This window comes from Avibacterium sp. 21-586 (genome assembly GCF_026226775.1).
Lineage (GTDB): Bacteria > Pseudomonadota > Gammaproteobacteria > Enterobacterales > Pasteurellaceae > Avibacterium.
In genome coordinates, this window is record NZ_JAKKOD010000001.1 from 499026 (window position 1) to 522394 (window position 23369).

Here is a 23369-nt window from a genome sequence, read left to right on the forward strand (position 1 = left end):
TGTCATTATTAAATAAAAAAGTGCGGTAAAATACCTTATTTTTCACCGCACTTATCGTTTAGAAAAGAATTAGAACCCTTCTTTCAAGCTCACCGTTAAGTTGAAAATCAGGTGTTCTGGGTGGCTGTCTTTGCTGTCGGCGCAGAAATAGCCTTCACGTTCAAATTGGTAGGCTTTTTCTTCTTGAGCGTTAGCTAAACTCTTTTCTACAAAACCGTGTTTTACTACTAAAGAATTTGGATTTAACACTTCGTAAAGCTCTTCCGCCACGCCTGGATTTGGCACGGTGAATAATTTGTCGTATAAACGAAATTCAGCTGGCACATTGTCTGTGGCTGAAACCCAATGAATCACGCCTTTTACTTTACGCCCGTCCGCAGGATTTTTGCCTAAGGTTTCAGGATCATAAGTACAATAAACGGTGGTGATGTTGCCTTCAGCATCTTTTTCCACACGCTCCGCTTTGATCACATAAGCATTACGCAGACGCACTTCTTTGCCTAATACGAGACGTTTATATTGTTTATTCGCTTCTTCACGGAAATCGGCTTGATCAATATAAATTTCTTTAGTAAATGGCAATTGGCGATGACCTAATTCTTCACGATTTGGGTGATTTGGCGCGGAAAGCATTTCTTGCCCGTCAAAGTTTTCAATCACGATTTTTAATGGATTAATCACCGCCATTGCACGCGGTGCATTTTGGTTAAGATCATCACGAATACAAGATTCTAACGCACTAAATTCCACCACGTTATCTTGCTTGGTTACCCCAATGCGGCGGCAAAATTCACGGATTGACGCTGGCGTGTAGCCACGGCGGCGTAAGCCTGAAATGGTTGGCATACGCGGATCGTTCCAACCATCAACCACTTCCTCTTCCACTAATTTCAACAGTTTACGTTTAGACGTGAGCGTATATTCTAAGTTTAAACGTGAAAACTCATACTGATGTGGCAATGGGTGTTTAATGGAAATATGCTCAAGCACCCAGTCGTATAAACGGCGGTTATCTTGGAATTCCAACGTACATAACGAGTGCGTAATGCCTTCAATAGCATCAGAAATACAATGGGTGAAATCGTACATTGGATAAATGCACCATTTATTCCCTGTGTTGTGATGTTCCGCAAATTTAATGCGATATAACACAGGATCACGCATTACCATAAACGGGGATGCCATATCAATTTTGGCACGCAAACTGGCTTTCCCTTCGGCAAACTCGCCATTTTTCATTTTTTCAAATAAGGCTAAGTTTTCTTCCACACTACGATCACGATAATGGCTGTTTTTTCCTGGTTCGGTCAGTGTGCCACGATATTCACGCATTTGTTCAGGTGAAAGTTCATCAACATAAGCCAACCCTTTTTCAATTAATTCAATGGCATAGCCATAAAGGGCATCAAAATAATCAGACGCATAACGTGCCTTTCCTTCCCAATGGAAACCAAGCCATTCCACATCTTGTTTAATGGAATCAACATATTCCACATCTTCTTTAACCGGGTTAGTGTCGTCAAAACGCAAGTTACACAAGCCTTTGTAATCTTCTGCAATACCAAAATTTAAGCAGATAGATTTTGCGTGGCCAATATGTAAATAGCCATTTGGCTCAGGTGGAAAACGGGTGTAAACGTGGTTTACTTTCCCTGTTTCCAAATCTTCATCAATAATATGACGAATAAAGTTGGTAGGTTGATGTTCATTCTCTGTAATATGGCTCATTTTGACCTCAAAATATACTGTATTTTCATAAAAAAATTGTCGTTCATTCTACTATGTTTAAGGCAAGAATTCAAAAGTGCGGTTGATTTTCCTTGCATAAATGGTAAAATTCACAAAAAATGAACGAACGTTCATTCAGTGTAAATTGCTTTTTTCTTAAGGTCTTCTTAAGAAAGGTTTTCTACTATGACCATCAAATAAAACGATTGCTATTTTTATCGGAGTTCCTATGCGTAAAAAAATGATTTTTTCCCTGATTATCGTTGGGCTAGTGGCATTTGGTGCTTATAGTTATTTCACTCACTCTAATCAACAAGAAATTACCTACTTAACAGAAAATGTACGTCTTGGTGAAATCAAAAAATCAGTGATTACTGCAGGCACAGTGCGAGCTTATAACCGTGTAGAAGTCGGTGCACAAGCCTCAGGTAAAATTGAGAAAATTCACGTTGTATTAGGGCAGCATATCAAACAAGGGGATTTAATCGCTGAAATTGACTCAAAAAATCAAATGAATGCGTTAAATTCAGCGCAAGCGGAGTTAAAAGCCTATCAAGCCCAGCTAAATGCGAAACAAGTGGCTTATAACGTGGCAAAATCTGCTTATGATCGCCTTGCCAAATTGTATGCGAGTAAATCCACTTCGTTAGATGAACTTAATGCGGCGAAAAATAATTTATCCGCTACCAAAGCCGCAATTTCTGAAGCAGAAGCCGCCATTAAGCGTGCAGAAATTCAAGTGGATACGGCAAAAACCAATTTACAATATACCCAAATTCTTTCTCCGTTAGACGGCACAGTGCTGTCCATTCCCGTATCCGAAGGGCAAACAGTGAACGCCAATCAAACTACACCAACCATTGTGCAAGTGGCGGATTTAAGTAAAATGCTGATTAAGCCTGAAATTTCTGAAGGCGACATCACCAAGGTGAAAGCAGGAATGGCAGTAGAATTCACCACCCTTTCTGAGCCTGACAAGGTATATCATTCCACCATTCATTCGGTTGATCCAGCCATCACCACGCTCACGGATAACGAATATAAAGAAAGCGCTTCAGATACCAGTGCAGTCTATTATTATGCCAATGTATTGGTGGATAATCCTGATAACCAGTTACGCATTGGAATGACTACGCAAAATACCATTATCATTGCCGATGTACAAAATACCCTACTTGTTCCCACCATCACGTTACATAAGAAAGGAAAAGAAACCTTTGTTAATATCTTGAAAGATAATGACAAAGTAGAAAAACGCACCGTTGTTACAGGGTTAAGCGATGATATGAATACGCAAATTTTAAGTGGCTTGGAAGAAGGGGAGAAAGTGATCTCCTCGCAAGTAACCAGCGATGAGAAAGTGGGAAATAATTTCCGTGGTCCTCGAATTTTATAAAGTGCGGTGATTTTTTATGAATATTATTGAATTAAGCCACATCAACAAATTTTTCGGTGAAGGCGAAAACCGTACTCAGGTGTTAAAAGATATCAATTTAGATATCAAAAAAGGCGATTTTATTGCCATCATAGGACAATCGGGTTCAGGTAAATCCACCTTAATGAATATTATTGGTTGCTTGGATACCGCAACTTCAGGCTCTTACAAAGTAGATGGTTTAGAAGTAAGCCAGCTAAACCGTGATCAGCTTTCTGATTTACGGCAGAAAAAATTTGGCTTTATTTTTCAACGCTATAACCTACTTTCAACACTAAGTGCGGTGGAAAACGTGGCACTTCCTGCTATTTATGCAGGTATCGACCAGCCTACTCGACAACAACGTGCTAAATTGCTATTAGAAAAATTAGGCTTAGCCGATCGCTTAGAAAACAAACCAAACCAACTTTCTGGCGGTCAACAACAGCGAGTGAGTATTGCTCGTGCCTTGATGAATGGGGGGGAAATTATCTTAGCCGATGAACCTACTGGCGCATTAGATAGCAAAAGTGGCGAAACAGTGATGGATATTCTCACTCAGCTACACGGTGAGTGGCATACCATTATTTTGGTGACGCACGATAAAAACGTGGCAAATTTTGCTAATCGTATTATTGAGATCAAAGACGGCAAAATTATTGAAGATCACCGCAAATCGGAACAAATTATTCAAAAGCAAGATATAGCACCACAAAGCAATAAAAGTCGATTACAATTTTATAAAGATCAGTTTATTGAATCTTTCAAAATGTCCATTAACGCCATTGTGGCACATAAATTGCGTTCCTTGCTGACAATGTTAGGAATTATTATTGGTATTACATCAGTGGTTTGTGTAGTCGCCTTAGGTAACGGTTCGCAACAGAAAATTCTTAGTAATATCAATGCAATGGGGACAAATACAATGGATATTTATAATGGTACAGGCTTTGGTGATCGGCGTGCAGCGAAAAATCAAAATCTTACTGTGACAGATGCAGATATGCTTGCCAAGCAAAGTTATATTGTCAGTGTGACGCCAAATAGTTCTGTAAATGGAACCCTTACTTACGGTAACCAAAGTTTCACCGCCCAAGTGCGTGGTGTAGGAGAACAATATTTTAATGTGCGTGGTTTGAATAAAGCAGAAGGCACATTCTTCAGCACTGATGATGTAAGAAACAGCGAACAAGTGGCGGTAATTGATAACAACACCTTGCGTGAGGTGTTCAATAATCAAAATCCCCTTGGCAAAATTTTAATGATTAATAAAAAGCCATTGCGCGTGATTGGCGTTGCAACAAGCAATAATATGGGAATGACTAATTCTAGTTTAAATATTTATATCCCTTACACCACGGCAATGAATAAAATTTCCGGTAATAAAAAAATTAGTTCCATCACGGTGAAAATTCGCGATGAAATTAGCTCTAAAGTAGCAGAAAAAGATTTAACCCATTTACTCACCGTGCGTCACGGAAAAAAGGACTTTTTCGTGTTTAATACGGATACCATCAAGCAAACCATTGAAAATACAACAAATACAATGAAGTTGCTAATCTCTTCCATTGCTATTATTTCCCTTATAGTGGGCGGCATTGGGGTGATGAATATTATGTTAGTGTCCGTAACCGAACGTACCAAAGAAATTGGCGTAAGAATGGCAATTGGCGCAAGACAATTTAATATCTTGCAACAATTTTTAATTGAAGCAGTGCTGATTTGTTTAATAGGTGGCATCACGGGCGTGCTGCTATCAATGGTATTAGGTATAGTATTTAATTGGTTGGTGAAAGATTTTACAATGATCTTTTCCACCTTCTCGATTATCGCTGCGCTACTCTGCTCAAGCTTAATTGGAGTGATTTTTGGCTATATGCCGGCAAAAAATGCATCGCAATTAAATCCAATTACCGCTTTAGCTCAGGAATAGTTTTTTGATAAAATTTCAACCATCTGGCAATAAAAAATCGGCAAAATTACACCGCACTTTATTTGCTTACGATGTTATTTAATAAGGAAAAAATGATGTTAAAACAATCCAAACTCTCACTTGCTATTGGTTTGTCTGTGTTGTTAGCTGGCTGTGCGAATCTTGATGATTCTTACAAAGCTTCACAACAAGATTTCCAACAATACGAAGAATTAACCAAACAATACAACATTCAAGAAAATTGGTGGATGCTGTACAAAGATCCACAACTTAATCAATTAGTTGAGCAAGCCTTAGAAAACAATAAAGATTTAGCCAAAGCCGCTATTGCCGTAAACACCGCCCTTTATAATGCAAATCTAATCGGCGCAAATTTAGTACCAAATTTCAGTAGTTCGGTTTCTTCTTCTGTTAGTAAAAATATCCACGATGGCGGCTCTTCTATCATTAGCCATGGCGGTGCATTAAACGTCAGTTATACCCTAGATTTATGGCGTCGCTTAGCTGATTCGACCTCCGCTGCAGAATGGCGACATGCCGCTAGTGAACAAGATCTTGAAGCAGCGCGCATTTCATTAATCAACTCTGTGATCTTAACCTACTATCAACTTGGTTACTTAAATGATGCAATTAGCACCGTGAATAAAACCATTAATTACTATTCCGAAATTAACCGCATTATGCAAAATAAATTCCGCCAAGGCGTGGCAGATCGCGCAAGTTCCGATCAAGCGCAACAAGCGGTTTTAACAGCGCGCAACAGCTTAATCAATTACCAAACGCAAAAGAAAACGACAGAAGCCACATTGCGTAACTTATTGAATTTAAAACCAAGTGATCCATTAAAAGTGAACTACCCACATATTCTTAAAGTGAAAAATGTGGGGGTAAACCTTAATGTACCTCTTTCTGCCATTGCTAATCGTCCAGACGTAAAAGGCTATCAATACCGCTTAAACAGTGCTTTCAAAGATGCCAAAGCAATGCAAAAAAGCTGGTTCCCAACTATTACCCTGGGTGGAAGCTTGGGCTCTAGTGGCAACAAAATTGACAACGCATTCAATACGCCTATCGCAGGCGGAATGGTAGGGATCAGCTTACCATTCTTAAGCTGGAACACCGTGAAATGGAACGTAAAAATTTCTGAATCAGCCTATGATCTCGCACTTGTAAACTTTGAGCAGAGTATCACCAAAGCCTTAAATGATATTGACACCAACTATTTTGCTTACAACCAAGCACGTCAAAACTTCGCCAACTTGCAGCAAACCTACAACTACAACAAACGCATCACGCAATATTACAAAAACCGCTATGATGCTGGCATTGCAGAACTAAGAGAATGGTTAAACGCCGCAAGCACCGAACGCAACTCCGAGCTTTCCATTTTGAATGCAAAATACAACCTCATTCAAAGCGAAAACGCCGTATATAGCGCAATGGGCGGCTATTACTCCGCCAAATAATTGTTATTAAGTAAACATCAGAACAAAAATGCGGTGAAAAAATCAAAAATTTTCCACCGCACTTTTCTTTTACCTCTTATTCAGAATAATTAGATCTCATTAATAATGCGATATACCCAGTTTTCTAATGGATCCTTATACTTCAGCATTTCTGTCCGCATTTCTTCTAACATTTCTTTTTTCACTTGCTGATATTCTGGGTCATAAAACAAATTATGTAACTCCTCAGGATCATTACGAATATCGTACAACTCTCCTACATCACTTGCGTTGAAGACCAATTTGTAATCTTTTCTACGCCACATTCTCTGTTCAAAATAAACAAAATGTCCTGCGAGCTGAGCTAATACCCCCTTACGATCATTAGATTTATTTTCTCGCAAAATTGGCAATAGGCTTTCTCCTTGGAAAGTTTCTGGAACAGCTTGCTCAGCAATATCAAAAACTGTTGAAGTCAAATCGTGCAAATAAACTAAATTATCGTCTACTTCATTGATACGCGGCGATTTAGGATCTTTAATAATCAATGGAATATTGTAGGTGGTATCAAACATAAACTCACCTTTTTCAATCATTCTATGTGCGCCCATTGCGTCACCGTGATCTGCGGTGGCGACAATAAAACAATCCTGATAAAGATTATGTTTTTCAAGGAAGTCAAATAATTCACCAATAGCATCATCAATTAAGGTGATATACCCCCAGAATTTGGTAATCACTTCCTTCCAGTGTTCTTCACTCGCTTCCCACATTCCCCACATTTTAGAAATGGTACGATAATGACCAGGTTTGCCCTCTAAAGGTTTAAAGAAACTTTCATCAAGAACAACATCTTTTGGATCATACATTGAATAATAAGGCTCAGGAACAATGCAAGGCGTATGCGGCCCCCAGAAATTAATCCAAGTAAAGAAAGGCTTATGCTCAGCAAGAGATTCCAAAATAAAGCTTTTCGCTTCATCAATAATAAAATAGGGAATCGTTTGTTCTTTTGTTCCTGAAAGTAAACCGCACAATTCTTGCACTCTTAAATGTGGGTTATCACCAAAATAAGCTAGGCTGACTTCTGGTGTAGGGAAGCCTTTTTCTGCAAGCCATTCAGGGTAACGATTTGGCTGGGTAGGTGCTTGATCAAACACCAAGTTTTTATAAACGTGGCTGCCTGGGTAGCCATACCCGTCAAAATTATGCCCTTTAATACCGTAATCTCTTGGAACAGATCTCGTGCCGACGTGCCATTTTCCTGCAACATAGCAATTATAGCCATCTAGTTTTCCGATATGTGGTTGTTCTGCCGGAATTTCTCCTGTTCCACCTTTTTCACCATTGCGGATAATGCCATGGGTAGAAGGCATTTGCCCTGTAAAAAGTGATGTTCTAGCGGGACCACAAACTGAAGCTGGCGTGAACGCATTATCAAAACGGACACCTTCTCTCGCTAAACGATCTAAATTCGGTGTTTTTACAATCTTATGTCCATAAGTACCAAGCATATCTTTTCTAACTTGATCTAAAAGAATATAAATTACATTTTTCATTGGTTACACCTTTTTCTTATTTCGACCAATTACCACAAATAAAATCACTTGAAGAATTACGTAAGCAGCAAGTACCCAAAGTGGTTTACCATTTTCTGAAGCAAGCCCAATTGGAGAAAGTAGCGCATAAAGAGAAACTAAACCTAATGCAAGCGATGCAACCGTGATATTAACATATTCCCAGTTACTTAAATCTACATTGCTTTGGTTAGAAACGTTATCAAGATAAGGTGTTTTTCTGCGTAAGAACGATCCTAATACTAGCATTAATACTACATCAAAAACGAATAGTGCGGCCATTACATATACAAAATTCACTTTTACATTAAACACCCAAACAATAAGGAAATACAAAATAACGTGTACCAGTAAGGCAATACGCGCAGCTAATCCCGATACGGTTTTATTAAATAGTCCCACCGCAAACAAAGCAACAATAGGAATATTCACAAACCCTGCAAAACGTTTAGTCAGTAAGAAAATACCATCTGTACCAAACATAAGTAATGGTCCAATAACAATGGTGATAACTGCCATTACTGCTGAGACTTTTTTCGCATAAACAATTAATTCAGTTTCGCTAAAGGTTCTTTTGGTTAGTGAAGGCAATAAGTCTTTACAATAAATTGTTGCTGCTGAATTTAAGAAAGAATTGAAAGTACTTAGAATTGCACCAAATAAAGCCGCAATGAAGAAACCTTGTAAAGCTGTTGGCAAGACGCGGTTGACTAATTCAGGATAAGATAAATCAATTGGATTTAGTCCCTCACCTAAAATATGAAAACTTAATAAACCAGGTAAATTAAGAATAATAGGTAATAAAAGTAAGAAAAGTGCGGCAATTAAAATCCCTTTTTGCCCAGCTTTTAAATCTTTCGCACCTAATGCACGTTGCACAATGGCTTGATTGGTTGTCCAGTAGAAAAAGTTTACGAGCAAAATACCCGTGAACATCGCTGGCCAAGGTACGGCATCTGTAGCACTACCAATCGCATTAAATTTTTCAACGTGTGCTGTACCAATAATATGTAATCCTTCCATAAAACTGCCATTACCTAAATAAATTAAGGCAAAAATTGGTACTAAAATTGCTCCAATGACCAAAATAATTGCATTCGCAGTATCTGATACAGCCACCGCTTTTAAGCCACCAAAAATGGCGTAAATTGCCCCAATAAAACCTATCGCCATTACGGTGTAAACAATAGATTCACCATAACTCATTCCAAATACGGTTTCCAAATTGAAAATTTTATTGAAGGCAATTGCCCCTGTGTAAAGTGCGGTAGGAATGACGATAAATAAATAGAATACTAAAAATAACCCCGACATTATTAAGCGTGTTTGACGATCAAAACGACTTTCAAAAAACTCTGGAATAGTCGTATAGCCATTACGAATATATTTCGGTAATAAATATAAAGCCAAAAAACAAAGCGGAATGACTGATTGAACCGTCCAAGCAATAATAGAAAAATTGCCTTTATAGGAATTGGCATTAACACCAATTAATTGTTCAGTAGAGAGCGAAGTTAATACCATTGAACAACCAATGACCACTGCACTCAACCCTCGCCCTGCAAGAAAATATCCTTTTGCGGTTGATAAATCATCATTTCTGGTTTTTCGCCAAGAAATCCAAGCTACAAAACTCGTAACGAGTAAAAAACTCAAAATAGTTAGCGCCATATAGTCCCCCTTTTACTATTAATCTTATTACGACTTAAGATTAAAATATTCTGACTTAGACTAATTATGACTACTATCATAATTTCACGGTGATCGTGATCACAAATTAATAAAAAACTGGTATTACACCCGTTTTTTACTAATATTGCCGATAATCATTCGCCTGTTGCAATAATTGGCGGCTTTCTTTTAAGAATTGTTCGGAATAATCGCCAAACCAATCACGCACTTGTTCAAAGGATTGGATAAAGCCTTGTTTGTCGCCTTGTTCAAAGAATTTTAGGCTTTCTTCATAGCTTTGTTTTAGGCTTTCAATCACTTCAAGGTTTTCTGGTTTATCCATAATAATGTCCGCATATAATGCGCCGTCTTGGGCGAATAATCGTCCGATCATTGCGAGTTCTAAGCGGTAAATTGGCGAAGATAACGCTAAAAGTTTCGCTAATTCCACAGGTTGTTTGGATAAATGCAAACCGTTGGCAAAGGTGGCAAAGTGGCGTAAGGCTTGAATGTAGGTCATACTTTGATCGTGTTCGGCGGCGTCCACTTGATAAATTTTCGCACCCCAAATACTGATTTGATCTAATAGCCATTGATAGCGTTCTGGATAACGCCCATCACAACGCACCACTACTTGTTTTGCCATACTTGCAATATCTGGCCCGAACATTGGGTGTAAGCCCACCACTGCCCCTTTATGCACTTCCAGCATTTTGGCGAGTGGGGCTTTTTTCACTGAAGTGAGATCAGTGAGCAACATATTTTCTGTTAAATAAGGGGCAAGACGTTCAATGGTTTCCACCGTATTCACAATAGGCACCGACACAATCACCACATCTGCACCCGATAAAATCTGCGCGGCGTTGTCCCAATCGTTTCGCCCTAAACTTTCTACTTGATAACCTGAAGGTTGCAGATAACGTGCGAATAATCCACCTAGCTTGCCTTTTCCGCCCACAATCACAATTTTTTTGATGTTGGGATTAACGGTTTTAAAGCCGAATTGATTTTCTCTGGTGTAGGATTCGCGCATTAAACGGCGTAATACATCTTCGATTAAATCAGGCGGTACGCCAAGTTTTTCTGCTTCTTGCCGTCTTGCTTGCAACATTTCTGCTTCACGATTTGGCACATAAATGGGTAAGCCGTGTTGATGTTTGATTTCCCCCACTTTTTTTACCAATACCAAGCGTTTTGCGAATAATTGCAATAATTCTTGATCCAATGTATCAATTTCTGTACGCAGTTCTTTTAGGGCGTCCACGATATTGTCCTTATTTCTTTACAGTGTGATGATTTTTGCCAGTTATTTTTTGCTCAATGCTTGTGCCATTTGACGTAATAATTGCTCGCTGGTTTCCCAATCAATGCAAGCATCCGTAATTGACACGCCATATTGCATTTCGCTTACTGGCTGTTCAGCACTTTGGTTGCCCGCGTTGATATGGCTTTCTAGCATTACACCAATAATGGATTGGTTGCCATTAGCGATTTGCTGTGTAACATCTTCTGCCACAATCGGCTGACGGCGGTAATCTTTATTCGAGTTGCCGTGGCTACAATCCACCATAATGGCGGGTTCTAAGCCTGCTTTTTGTAATTCTTGTTCTGCTTGTTGAATAAATTCCGCTTGGTAATTTGGCGCTTTTCCACCACGCAAAATAATATGTCCGTTTGGATTGCCTGCGGTATTGAGCAAATTCACCTGCCCTTGTTGGTTGATGCCAATAAAGCTATGCCCCATTGCAGACGCTTTCATCGCATTAATCGCAGTGGCAATGCTGCCGTCCGTACCATTTTTAAATCCCACCGCCATTGATAAGCCTGACGCCAATTCACGGTGAGTTTGTGACTCGGTGGTTCTTGCACCAATCGCTGACCAACTGAATAAATCTGCCATATATTGTGGCGTGATCGGATCAAGTGCTTCGGTGGCAAGTGGCAAGCCCATTTCCGCCAGCTCTAACAAAAGTTCACGCGCAATGTGCAAACCGTGTTCGACATCAAAGCTGCCATCAATTTTTGGATCGTTAATTAAGCCTTTCCAACCCACGGTGGTACGCGGTTTCTCAAAATACACGCGCATAACAATGTACAGTTCGTCTTTTAGCTCATCAGATAAAGTTTTCAAACGTTTTGCATAATCCAACGCAGAAAGGGGATCGTGAATCGAACAAGGGCCGATCACCACTAATAAACGGTTATCTTTTTTATGAATGATATTGGCAATATCAGTGCGCGATTGCTCAATTTGATGACGTAAATGTTGCGGTAAAGGCAATTTTTCTTTCAGTTCACTTGGCGTGATTAACACTTTTTCATTAACGATATTTACATTATGAATACTGTCTTTGTGATTTACATTGTTCATCTTTCTTTCCTACTTAAAATCAAGTGTAAATTTTTATATACAATTAATGTAACGCGTAAATTACACTCAAACCAAAGTAAATTCAACTTGTTTTACAAGGAATTTACAAAATAGTGCGAAATTTCTGCCAAACAGGTGGCACATTTTCTGGCAATTCAAGAGAACGTCCTAGTTCAATCCAACCACAAGGAAAATGGAAATCCGACCCGACAGAGCCAAGCAAACCTTGTTCAAGCGCCCAGCGTGCGAGCAATAAGCGTTGAGCTTTGGTTTGTCCGCAGCCAGAAACCTCAATGGCATCACCCCCACTTTGGGTAAAATCCGCAATCAGTTTTTTGAGCCATTTGGTGGTTAAGGTATAGCGCAATGGGTGCGCTAACACCGCCACACCGCCTGCTTGGTGAATAATGTCAATCGCGCTAGGAATATCCACCCATTCCGCTTTTACATAAGCTGACTTCCCTTGCCCTAGATAACGTTTGAAAGCCTGATTAATATTAGAAACTTTGCCGATTTCCACTAAATAGCGCGCATAGTGCGCTCGGGTAACTTCCCCTTGGGTGAATTTTTTCGCTCCGTCAAAGGCATTTTCAACGCCTAACTTCGCTAATTTCTCACCAATTTTTACCGCTCTTTCTAAGCGTTTTTCTGCCTGCTGCTGCAAAAGTGCGGTCATTTTTGGGTGAGTTTTATCAAAATCTAACCCCACAATATGAATGGCACGATTTTCCCATTGGGTAGAAATTTCCACCCCATTAATCAGTGTGAGCCCTAATAAATCTGCCTGCGCTTGTGCTTCATCTAAGCCTGCCACACTATCGTGATCGGTTAAAGCCAGCGCGGACACTTGATTATCATAAGCGCGTTGCACCACCTCTTTAGGGCTTAATACCCCATCTGATGCACTGCTATGGCAATGTAAATCATAAATTTTTTGCATTTTTGTTCCTAAATAATCTAAAAAATTGAGCTTGTATCACTCTGGGATCAAATTATTTAAATGTTCATTATAGCAATGAATATACTCATAATAGCGCTATCTCTAGCCTCCACCACATTTCAATTGATAAAAGTAACTTTTATCATTATAGATAATAAGTAGAAACCATGTCCAAGTTTCATTTCTCCCATTCAGAGAGATTACCTAAACGACCACCTGACTCCAATACCGCTCTTGCCATCTATAAGCTATAAGTACAAACTACTAGTCCTAGCAAAAATTTACTATTCTAAAAAATATCCATTTTTTACTCTTTGTAGTGGTACACTAATTTTACAGTCCTAGATAGGTGGTAAACTATCACAAAAAGAGGACACTAAAATGAGAAGAACATTTAGCCCAGATTACAAAGTGGCCGCAGTAAAATTAGTCACCGAGCAAGGTTACTCTATTGCCCAAGCCTGTTTAGAATTAGGCATAGGCGAAACAGCCCTGCGTCGTTGGATAAAACAAGTCCAAGCAGAAAAACAAGGCTATGTATTACCAGGAACTAAGCCTCTTTCACCCGAGCAACAACGGATACGAGAGCTTGAGCGACGCATTAAAATACTTGAAGAGGATAAAGAAATCCTAAAAAAGGCTACAGTGATTTTCATGTCACTCGAGCGCAACGCTATCAAGCGGTGAAGACATTAAAATCATATGGAATAAAACGTGTTTGTGCGCTATTTTCTCTTTCAGAACGAGCTTATTATGCTCAGAGAAAGCAAAAAGCTAAGCCCAATAAGCATTTAGGCTTGGCGGTAGAGATAAAGGCGTTATTTGATGAAAGTCGGGGTTCAGCAGGAAAGCGGACTTTAAAGGCGAGATTAAAAAGTAAGGGGATTGAGGTAGGATTAGCCTTAATTCGAAAGCTCATGAAACAACAGGGATTAGTCAGTAAACAGCCACAAAAACGTTGGCGTCAAGGTACATTAGAGAAAGCGTCCACATTGTTTCATAATGTGTTAAATCGGCAATTTAATCCAACCTCAGAGACAACGGTATTATGTGGTGATACAACTTATCTAAAGGTACAGGGGGAGTGGCATTATTTGGCAGTGGTAATGAATTTAGCGCACCGTCAAGTAGTAGGTTGGCGATTACAGAAACAGCATGATTCAATGTTAGTGGTTGGCGCCTTAAATCATGCAATGCTAACAACGGAGAGAACGAGGAGGATGTTGTTTCACTCAGACCAAGGCAGTATTTATGGGAGTGAGTTGTTTATACAATGTGTGAAACAGCATGGTTTGATACAAAGTATGAGTCGCCGAGGAAATTGTTGGGATAATGCGCCGCTGGAACGTTGGTTTAGAAGTTTTAAATATGAATGGATGTTAAAGGGCGGTTATTCTTCCTTAGATGAAGCTAAGGAAGATATTAAACGTTATGTGTTTTACTATAACAGGGTGAGACCGCATAGCTATAATCAAGGATTACCGCCAATTTTAGCGAAAAAAACCTATCAGGGACTGCTAATTTAGTGGATCACTACACTTTACATATTATGCAGGCGGGGAAGTTATAAGGAAAACTGAAAACATCCTCACCTAATAGAGTAAATTATTGTTTGATTTAGTAAATTAGGAGAGAAAAGTGAATACTGCCCGAAAAAACTCGGACAGTATTTTTTATTATAAGCTAAATTTCTTTAATTTTATAGATGGTTATTTTCCCTAAGAAATCTTATCACTGGGTCGTAATTATTATCACTTATCGAAATAAAAGATGCTTCAGTTAGGCAAAACTCCTCTTTTAGTTTTTCTAATTTATTTTTCAAAGAAGTATCATTAAAGGTTAAGAATAGCATTTTTTTATTCTGCTTTTGACATATAGATATTTCCTTTTTTACCCAGTCACTCTTTTCTAGAAAGTTTGAAGTTACTATAAAAATGCCAAACTTACAAATAGAGATACCATTATAAATTTTTTCATATAATTGCTGATCATTATGCTTATCATCTAAGTTAATTTCATTGCGATCTAACCAGATGGATATTTCTTTAGTACATAAATAATCACTTAAAGGCAAAGCAATTGAAGTTTTATCAAAAGATGAATGACTAATAAAAACTACAGGAGTTTGATACTTAGTAGTTTTATATTGAGGATACTTTTTTTCAAAATCAGAACGCAAGTTAGATGATAACATTAAAATATCGTTACGTTCATCAGGAAAACTAACGACCTTCTCGGAAAAAATAAAAAGAATATCAAAGAAGGATAAGGAAGACTCATCAACAAATGTCAATATATTTCCACTCATGGTTATCTGGCCTAAAAATATGTTATGAGTAACCTCTCTCTCGCCGTAATTGCTTTTCAACCAAGAATTAAACTCGTCCTTATTTAGATAAGCTGTATCTATTGTTACGAATATAAATACCTCTACCCCCCAAGGATTATTATTCACTTTTGCACCAATCCCTGTTACTTGCTCTTGATTAAATTTAGAAATAATACTGCGAATAAAATTCTTATCATTATCTCTATTAACATAATCCCCTTTAAATATGTATGTTAATTTATCCATTATACAATCTCCTCTAATTTAAGAATTACTCTTTCTCATTGGTCTGCTCATATCATACTTGCAATTTTCTCTATCATTAAATGTGAGCTCTATCAATAATCTTAAGCTATCAGCTGTAAGTTCACTCCATTTTACTACTGATATTTTAGATTCCATTTTAAGTAGGTTATCTATGATTCTATCAGGTAAATAAGGATATCGTTTCTCGAATTCCTCTCTAGAATCAATAGAAATCCAGTTTTGAATTGAGGGGTAAATATGTTTCTTTTCTTCTGTACCGTGAGCTGCTGTAATATATTTAGGATTAATTGAAGGTAATTGAATAACAAGAATACCAGATTTTTTATTTTTCTTGCCATCATACATACTAGAATATAGCTCCCAATCAATATGCTTTCTATTTTTCGTTTCAACACCAACAAGTAATATTGTTACAGTAGTATCTTTTAAATATTCATCTCGAATTTTTTCACGAATTATTTTATCTGGCAGTGTTTCATCAATATCTCCTATATCAATGGAGCCATCAATAAAGATGTTGTTTTTATCATTAAGCTTAAGTAAATATTCTTTAGCCCATTGATCTTTGTCATGATGATAACTAATAAATACTCTATGTATAGCCATCATAATTCAGCCTCTTTTTGATAAATTTCTAATACCTTTAATAATTAAATGAACACACTCATCAATAAAGGGGGTTATCATTAACTTTTCATAATCTTCTCTTAATAATCCTACTCGTTGAGCAAGCATTTCAATCGATATATTTTCAATTACAAATTTAATCTCTTCATAATTAGCGCTATGATTATTTTTAGCTGCTATATTTTGCAGTTCTATATAAGAAGCATTATGAGAAACTTGCCATTCTTCTGTAAACTCCTCTACAATACTCTTATTTTTAATTGAATTACATAATTTACTCGTAAGCCCTCCTAATCCACCGATTAAAAAAATAGGTTTTTCTTTTCTCAAAGAAATCAAAAATTCTTCTAAAACCCCCGGCATTTTTCCTAAATAATTTTCAAACTTCCCTCCTGCTAAAACTCGTACATCGGAAGACAAAATTGACTCTTCTCTCATTGTAGTAAGGCATCTAGACCAAATATATTTATTTTCAGGACAATTTGGCTCAAGAAACAGGTTTGAATCATTAATTATCTCTGCAATATCATTAGGAATATTTACAGATATTGGATTTACCACCGTTTTATAATTAGCATACCATTTCATATTTTCCTTTTTTATATATAATGGCCAAGATAAATAATTTTCTACAAATAACTTTTCTACTTGTAAACGATCTCTTAATACTGCAGCTTCATCAAGAATAAATTGAGTAAACCCATCATCTCGTAAATCACCACCATAAATAAGAGTATGTTTATTTGCTAATAAATGGCGTGCTAATGATTGAGAAAATCGTTTAAGTTCATCTAGATCTTGGTGTTGGATCTCATAACCATCAGGAAGATACTCTGAAATAGATAGTCCGATGCGAAATTTTTTGTCATCATCTCTTTCATATGCCGATGTCCACAAAGGGGTAGAAACAGTAATATTAAAATGATTTACCCATTCCATTTCTTCTTTATATAAAGGAGGTTCTGGATAACAAACCGCCAAATGTTCCTTTTTTTTTAAACTATCAATTAATTGCTGAATTTCCGGTGGCCTAGCAAAGATCTCAGCGGAGCTATCTATCCACCCCTGTTCTTGATAGTAACATAATAATTTATGGGCATGTTCAAAACGTATAGTTTCCAATAAAGCTGCTATAAGTATTTTTAAAATATCTATTTCTCTTAAAGGCTCCACTGTCACATGCACGCATGGAATATTTGAAGCTGCAGGAAAAACTCTATCCTCATATTCTTCTAAACTATTCACAAGAATGATAGGTCGTCTTTCCTTTTTTGCACTTAGAATTTCTCTCTGGCACCAGTACCTAGAAGAGTAATGATCACTTGCAATAGCAATAATTGTAGAATTTTTAATATGCCCTTCAATTTCCTGATCAAATTTAAACCCAGGAGATATTTGGTTTGCATCAAAAAATCTTTGCATATTTGAATTATCTAAAAAATGTTTAATTGATTCCGCATGATTCAATCCTATATCACCTTTTTTGGCATGGCTTAAAAATAAACGAATAGAATGATAAATACCAAGACTGCCTGGTTGTGCATTTTTTAGGCCAAATCGATATATTTCATGTGAGAGAAATAAGATGGCATATTCTTTTTTAAATTCCTCAGGCCAATCAAATGCTCTAATACAATTGTAGTTTTTCAGACGGCCCGATGAAGTATGGTTTATTCCTGCTTGTTCAATTGCTACCGGTATGACATTATAGTCGTCGTCTTCTGGTAGTTCATTTATATAGGTCTCCCAATTAGAATACATTAAAGTATTACAACTTATAAAAAGAAAAATCACATCTTTATTAGCAAGCTTTTCGGGCTTAGAAGGAAGGCATTTAAAGCTTTTTGAACTATATAAAAATGTTGGAATATTCAATTCTCTAGAAAAAGGACGTTCAATATCTCGTGTCAAATATCGGCGGAAATCCATTATTATGGAACGAATGTTATCGTTATCATCAGGATGCCAAACAAAATGAACTGCGATAGGAGGAGTAATAGGAGTAACCATTTAAATCTATCCTTATATTGAGCACTAATTTCAATCAATGCTTATCAATGAGAGCTAGTGCAATTATTAATAAAATAATCACGATTATTACAAATGTGCTTAGGAAGCTTTTCTTTAAAATGCTTCATGAATCTATTTTTTAATTCATATAGAGAAATTGGATAAGCATAAATTTCTGCCTAACTACTTTGAACATGATCGTATAGACAGGTGGAATGTTATATGAAATATAGCAATGTCCATTTTGTCCCGTTCATGCTGGCAATTCAATAATGAATTGCCATAATGAGAAGCATAGCTTAGCAATAAAATACCTATTGATCCTGAACATACATTCAGATTATGTCTAATTTAGACTGTACCTAATTTCCCAATCTACATGTTTACGCTACTATATATCTTCCTACTAAATCCCAGTGTGCTTTTAAATTTGCTATAAATACGATTGCTTACAACCAAGATGGGTATATATACCCCACACTTTTATGGCTGATCACATGCCCCATATAATGTTACTAATACAGTGATGATTTCAGTTTTTTCAAGGTTAAAGAGCCTTAACCAATTCTTTAATTAACGCCGGCCCTTGATAAATTAAGCCTGAATACACTTGCAATAATTGCGCACCTGCCGCGATTTTTTCTTGCGCGCTAGCAACGCTGTCTATGCCCCCACTGCCGATAATCGGGATTTCTCCATTTAATTCTTGATGTAACCGTGCGATGATTTGCGTGCTTTTTTGTTGCAACGGCTTACCACTTAAACCGCCGATTTCTGTCGCATTTTTCAAGCCTTGAACATTGTCGCGTGCAATGGTGGTATTGGTGGCGATCACCCCATCAATCTTGTTACGTCGTAACGTATCAGCAATTTGTACCAATTCGGCTTCGGTTAAATCTGGTGCAATTTTCACTGCAATCGGTACATATTTATTATATTGACTTGCTAAAATGTGCTGGCGAGCCTTAATGCTTTGCAACAAATCTTCTAACGCATCACCATATTGCAACTGGCGTAAATCTGGCGTGTTAGGCGAGGAAATATTTACTGTAATATAATCGGCATAATTATAGGCTTTATTCAAACAATAAAGATAATCATCTTTGCCCCGTTCAATGGGGGTGATTTTGTTTTTACCAATGTTTATGCCGATTACGCCGTCAAAGCGTGCTTTCTTGACATTTTCAATTACATAATCAATACCCTGATTATTAAAGCCGTTGCGATTAATAATGCCTTCCGCTTCAATTAGACGAAACTGGCGTGGTTTGGGATTGCCTTCTTGTCCGAGCGGTGTTACCGTTCCCACTTCAATAAAGCCAAATCCCAATCCACCAAAGCCGTCAATGGCTTCGGCATTTTTATCCGCCCCTGCTGCCAAGCCAATAGGATTTTTAAACTTCACGCCCATTACCGTTCTTTCCTGCCCTTGAGGACAGGCTAACAAGGCTTTCATTAAGGTAATAAAAGGTGGTTTGCCAGCCAGTTTTAATAGCTGAATCGTTAAATTGTGGGCATTTTCAGCATCAAGGCTGAAAAGCGCTTTTCGGATTAAAGGATAGATATTCACTCGTTTATCTCACTGGATAGTTAAACTGTAAAAAAGTGCGGTGATTTTTGACCGCACTTTTATGTTGGATTATTGTAAGGCTTTTTCGATTTTTTCAAATAAATCCTTAGACAGATTTTCTACTTCACTCAATCGTTCTAAGGCACGCTTCATCAAGGTTTGACGCTGTGCATCATAACGTTTAAAGCGAATTAATGGCTCAATTAATCTTGATGCTACTTGCGGATTGGTTTCATTTAAACGAATTAAAATATCCGTTAAGAAACGGTAACCTGAGCCGTCTGCAGCGTGGAATGCACGTGGGTTGTGGCTCGCAAAACTGCCCACTAAGGCGCGTACACGGTTTGGATTGTTAAAGTTAAAGCTTGGGTGATCCATCAACTGTACCACAATTTGTAGCACATCGGCATCAGAGCGCGTAGCTTGCAAGGTAAACCATTTATCCATCACCAAGCCATCGCTCTGCCATTTTTGTTCAAAATCTGCTAATAATTCATCTCGGCAAGGCAATTGTGCTTTTGTCGCCACCGATAACGCTGCCAAACAATCAGTCATATTATTTGCGTTCACATAGTGCTTATACACTAAATTATTGCCTAAATGGGTGTAAGCCAAATAGTTCAAGCAGAGATTACGTAAGGCGCGCAAAGCAATGTCTTGTTGTACTACGCGATAGTTTTCCAAATGAATTTGTTGATAAATTCGGAATAAATCTGATTTCAAATAGTCCGCTAAAGTACGCAACATAAACTCACGCACCACCGCGATACCTTCAGGATCAATGGTTTTGAATAATTCCGCAAACTCCGTTTCTTTTGGCAAGGTCAGAATTAACGTGGTTAATTCTGGATCTTTCTGATGATTTTCTAATACTTGATGGAGTGCGGTCAGAATTTCTTGAGAAAATTCAAGAGGTTGCCCTTGTTGATATTGCGATAAGTTACGACGTAACTCATTGCTAAATAGCATTTGCGCTGCATCCCAACGAACAAAATCATTTTTCGCAAATTTCAGTAAAGTGGTGAGCTGCTTGGTGCTGTAATCATAATCTAATCGCACTGGTGCAGAAAAATCACACAATAAGGCTGGCACTGGGCGTGAATAAATATTATGAAATTCAAAGACTTGTGTTTGTTCTCTCACATCTAGCACATCACTCACCAATTCACCATTATATTGCAAAGATTGCGTAATGCCTTGCTCATCATAAAGGGCTATTTTTAATGGAATATGCAAATTCACTTTGTCCATTTGATCGGCGGTTGCTGGCGTATGCTGCGAGACTTGCAGGCGATAAATATGAGAACGTTCATCATAGCTATCGCTAACGGTGAGTTCTGGTGTGCCAGATTGGCTATACCAACGGCGGAACTGGCTAAGATCAACGCCATTGGCTTTTTCCATTGCTTGTACAAAATCTTCACAGGTGGCGGCTTTACCATCGTTTTGTGAAATATATTCTCGCATTCCCGCTTGGAATCCTTGTTCACCTAGCAAAGTATGCAACATACGAATCACTTCTGCCCCTTTTTCATACACAGTTACCGTGTAGAAATTATTCATTTCAATCACTTTTTCAGGACGAATTGGGTGCGACATTGGGCCGGCATCCTCACCAAATTGCACAGTACGCAGGAATTTTACATTATTAATGCGATTTACCGCACGAGATCCCGTATCAGAAGAAAATTCTTGATCACGGAATACAGTTAAGCCTTCTTTCAGGCTCAACTGAAACCAATCGCGGCAAGTTACACGATTGCCCGTCCAGTTATGGAAATATTCGTGTGCGATCACACTTTCAATCGCTAAATAATCTTCATCTGTCGCAGTTTGTGGATTGGCCAATACGAATTTATCATTGAAAATATTCAAGCCTTTGTTTTCCATTGCTCCCATATTGAAGAAATCTACCGCAACGATCATATAAATATCTAAATCATATTCTAGCCCAAAACGTTCTTCGTCCCATTTCATTGATTTTTTCAGGCTTTGCATTGCCCAATCTGCACGGTTTAAATTGCCTCGATCAACATAAAGTTCAAGTTTCACTTCACGGCCACTTTGCGTGATAAAGGTGTCTGGCAGCATATCAAAATCCCCTGCCACTAAGGCAAATAAGTAACTTGGTTTTGGGAAGGGATCTTGCCATTCCACCCAATGAAAACCATTGTCTAAATCCCCACTGGCAATGCGGTTACCATTAGATAATAAATAAGGATATTTGGCTTTTTCTGCGGTAATTTTCGTGGAGTAACGCGCTAGTACATCGGGGCGATCAAGCATATAGGTAATTTGACGAAATCCTTCTGCTTCACATTGTGTACAAAGGGCATCACCTGATTGATATAAGCCTTGTAATGAGGTGTTCTCGGCAGGTTTCAGATAGGTTACAATTTCTAACTCAAATTGCCCCGCACTTTCTTTCAAACTGCTTAAATCTAACGTTAGACTTTCGCTATCTTGTTGATAATGTTTGAAATCTTCCCCATTTAAACGAATCGCCGCAAATTGAAAGCTATGACCGTCTAAACGCAAACTGGTTGCTTCTGGGTTTAAACGTTGATACTGGCTTTTGGCGGTTACCACGGTTTTTTCTGGATCTAATTGAAAATCCAAGAAAATATCCGTTACGGTAAAATCTGGCGAGCGATAATCTTTTCTATATTTAGCTTTTGTCTGCATATATGACACCTAGTATGCTTGTTGTTTTAAGAAGGTTATCCAATATGAAATCTTTTAAGATTAAGGTAGAAAAATTGTTGTTAGCATAAGGTTTTTAGCCCAAAGTTGCAAGGAAAACAAACTATTCTACTATCACTTAACCCACTTATTTCACTAATTTTTCATCAATCAATCGTCTGGCCACCCCTTAGGCAATCGTTTGCTTAAAGCGCGTAAGATATGCTATTCTAGTGCGGTTATTTTTTGTTAATTTTTGTTAGAAATAGGAAAAACTATGTCAGACCAAAAGCCAAACCAAGATGCTGAAATAGCCATTATAATGGGCTCAAAAAGTGATTGGGCGACAATGCAGGAAGCTGCACAAATTCTCACCGACCTCAATGTTTCTCATCATATTGAAATTGTTTCAGCTCATCGCACACCAGATAAATTATTCCAATTTGCTGAAGATGCAGAAAAAAATGGCTATAAAGTGATTATTGCAGGTGCAGGTGGTGCAGCCCATTTACCGGGAATGATCGCCGCGAAAACCCTTGTTCCTGTACTGGGCGTGCCGGTAAAAAGTGCTACTCTAAGTGGCGTGGATAGCCTTTATTCTATCGTGCAAATGCCAAAAGGTATTCCCGTTGGTACCTTAGCTATTGGTGCGGCGGGTGCAGCAAATGCGGGATTATTAGCCGCACAAATCTTAGCCCGTTTCAATCCTGAGCTTGCGGCACGTTTACAGCAATTCCGTCAGAATCAAACTCAAACCGTATTAGATAATTCTGATCCGCGAGATTAAAGCCCAATAGAAAAATAT

The 23369-nt window shown here is 38.0% G+C and carries 17 protein-coding genes; 6 read left to right on the forward strand and 11 right to left on the reverse strand.

Annotated elements, in window-relative coordinates; all coding sequences use genetic code 11:
• Window positions 1-69 precede the first annotated feature (69 nt).
• The gene (glnS, locus tag L5B71_RS02255) at window positions 70-1728 is read right to left on the reverse strand and encodes a glutamine--tRNA ligase (RefSeq protein WP_265756757.1); all 1659 of its coding nucleotides are present in this window, start codon (window positions 1726-1728) and stop codon (window positions 70-72) included.
• Window positions 1729-1957: 229 nt separating this feature from the next.
• On the opposite strand from glnS, the gene L5B71_RS02260 reads away from it, so the two are divergent.
• From L5B71_RS02260 to tdeA, 3 genes are all read left to right on the forward strand, one after another.
• Window positions 1958-3124, forward strand: coding sequence for an efflux RND transporter periplasmic adaptor subunit (locus L5B71_RS02260; protein ID WP_265756758.1), 1167 nt, complete (start codon window positions 1958-1960; stop codon window positions 3122-3124).
• Between the two features lie 16 nt (window positions 3125-3140).
• Entirely contained in the window at window positions 3141-5075 is a 1935-nt protein-coding gene (locus L5B71_RS02265) for a MacB family efflux pump subunit (protein ID WP_265756759.1), read from the forward strand.
• Between the two features lie 95 nt (window positions 5076-5170).
• Window positions 5171-6541: a toxin/drug exporter TdeA gene (gene tdeA / locus L5B71_RS02270; protein ID WP_265756760.1), complete on the forward strand. Its 1371-nt coding sequence runs from the start codon at window positions 5171-5173 to the stop codon at window positions 6539-6541.
• An 89-nt stretch (window positions 6542-6630) separates the two neighbouring features.
• On the opposite strand, the gene L5B71_RS02275 is transcribed toward tdeA, so the two are convergent.
• The 5 genes from L5B71_RS02275 to rnm all read right to left on the reverse strand — a co-directional run bounded on the left by L5B71_RS02275 (window position 6631) and on the right by rnm (window position 13079).
• Complete coding sequence (locus tag L5B71_RS02275) at window positions 6631-8079, reverse strand: sulfatase-like hydrolase/transferase (RefSeq protein ID WP_265756761.1); 1449 nt, start codon at window positions 8077-8079, stop codon at window positions 6631-6633.
• A gap of 3 nt (window positions 8080-8082) precedes the next feature.
• On the reverse strand, window positions 8083-9768 hold the full coding sequence (locus L5B71_RS02280) for a solute:sodium symporter family transporter (protein WP_265756762.1): 1686 nt from the start codon (window positions 9766-9768) through the stop codon (window positions 8083-8085).
• Window positions 9769-9907: 139 nt separating this feature from the next.
• A complete protein-coding gene (gene tyrA, locus L5B71_RS02285; protein ID WP_265756763.1) occupies window positions 9908-11032 on the reverse strand; it encodes a bifunctional chorismate mutase/prephenate dehydrogenase in 1125 nt (374 codons plus the stop codon).
• 42 nt (window positions 11033-11074) lie between these two features.
• Window positions 11075-12139 carry a 3-deoxy-7-phosphoheptulonate synthase gene (locus L5B71_RS02290; RefSeq protein ID WP_265756764.1) on the reverse strand — a complete coding sequence of 355 codons (1065 nt, stop codon included), beginning with the start codon at window positions 12137-12139 and terminating at the stop codon, window positions 11075-11077.
• 103 nt (window positions 12140-12242) lie between these two features.
• The gene (gene rnm, locus L5B71_RS02295) at window positions 12243-13079 is read right to left on the reverse strand and encodes an RNase RNM (protein ID WP_265756766.1); all 837 of its coding nucleotides are present in this window, start codon (window positions 13077-13079) and stop codon (window positions 12243-12245) included.
• Between the two features lie 381 nt (window positions 13080-13460).
• Here rnm and L5B71_RS02300 point away from each other — a divergent pair, with 381 nt between their 5' ends.
• Both L5B71_RS02300 and L5B71_RS02305 read left to right on the forward strand, forming a co-directional pair.
• On the forward strand, window positions 13461-13766 hold the full coding sequence (locus L5B71_RS02300) for a transposase (RefSeq protein ID WP_265756211.1): 306 nt from the start codon (window positions 13461-13463) through the stop codon (window positions 13764-13766).
• Window positions 13763-14605 (forward strand): IS3 family transposase, encoded by an 843-nt coding sequence (locus L5B71_RS02305; RefSeq protein ID WP_265756475.1) that lies wholly within the window; start codon window positions 13763-13765, stop codon window positions 14603-14605. Before L5B71_RS02300 ends, L5B71_RS02305 begins: the two co-directional genes overlap by 4 nt.
• 173 nt (window positions 14606-14778) lie before the next feature.
• Here L5B71_RS02305 and L5B71_RS02310 read toward each other — a convergent pair whose 3' ends face one another.
• The 5 genes from L5B71_RS02310 to pepN form a co-directional block, all read right to left on the reverse strand.
• Window positions 14779-15654, reverse strand: a complete 876-nt coding sequence (locus L5B71_RS02310) for a toll/interleukin-1 receptor domain-containing protein (protein ID WP_265756767.1) — start codon at window positions 15652-15654, stop codon at window positions 14779-14781.
• Window positions 15655-15672: 18 nt separating this feature from the next.
• A complete protein-coding gene (locus tag L5B71_RS02315) occupies window positions 15673-16284 on the reverse strand; it encodes a TIR domain-containing protein (RefSeq protein WP_265756768.1) in 612 nt (203 codons plus the stop codon).
• Window positions 16285-16287: 3 nt separating this feature from the next.
• Entirely contained in the window at window positions 16288-18312 is a 2025-nt protein-coding gene (locus L5B71_RS02320) for a TIR domain-containing protein (RefSeq protein ID WP_265756769.1), read from the reverse strand.
• A 547-nt stretch (window positions 18313-18859) separates the two neighbouring features.
• Window positions 18860-19876: a quinone-dependent dihydroorotate dehydrogenase gene (gene pyrD / locus L5B71_RS02325; protein WP_265757773.1), complete on the reverse strand. Its 1017-nt coding sequence runs from the start codon at window positions 19874-19876 to the stop codon at window positions 18860-18862.
• 75 nt (window positions 19877-19951) lie between these two features.
• Window positions 19952-22567, reverse strand: a complete 2616-nt coding sequence (gene pepN / locus L5B71_RS02330; RefSeq protein ID WP_265756771.1) for an aminopeptidase N — start codon at window positions 22565-22567, stop codon at window positions 19952-19954.
• Between the two features lie 274 nt (window positions 22568-22841).
• Here pepN and purE point away from each other — a divergent pair, with 274 nt between their 5' ends.
• Complete coding sequence (gene purE, locus L5B71_RS02335; protein ID WP_265756772.1) at window positions 22842-23351, forward strand: 5-(carboxyamino)imidazole ribonucleotide mutase; 510 nt, start codon at window positions 22842-22844, stop codon at window positions 23349-23351.
• The last annotated feature ends 18 nt before the right edge of the window (window positions 23352-23369 follow it).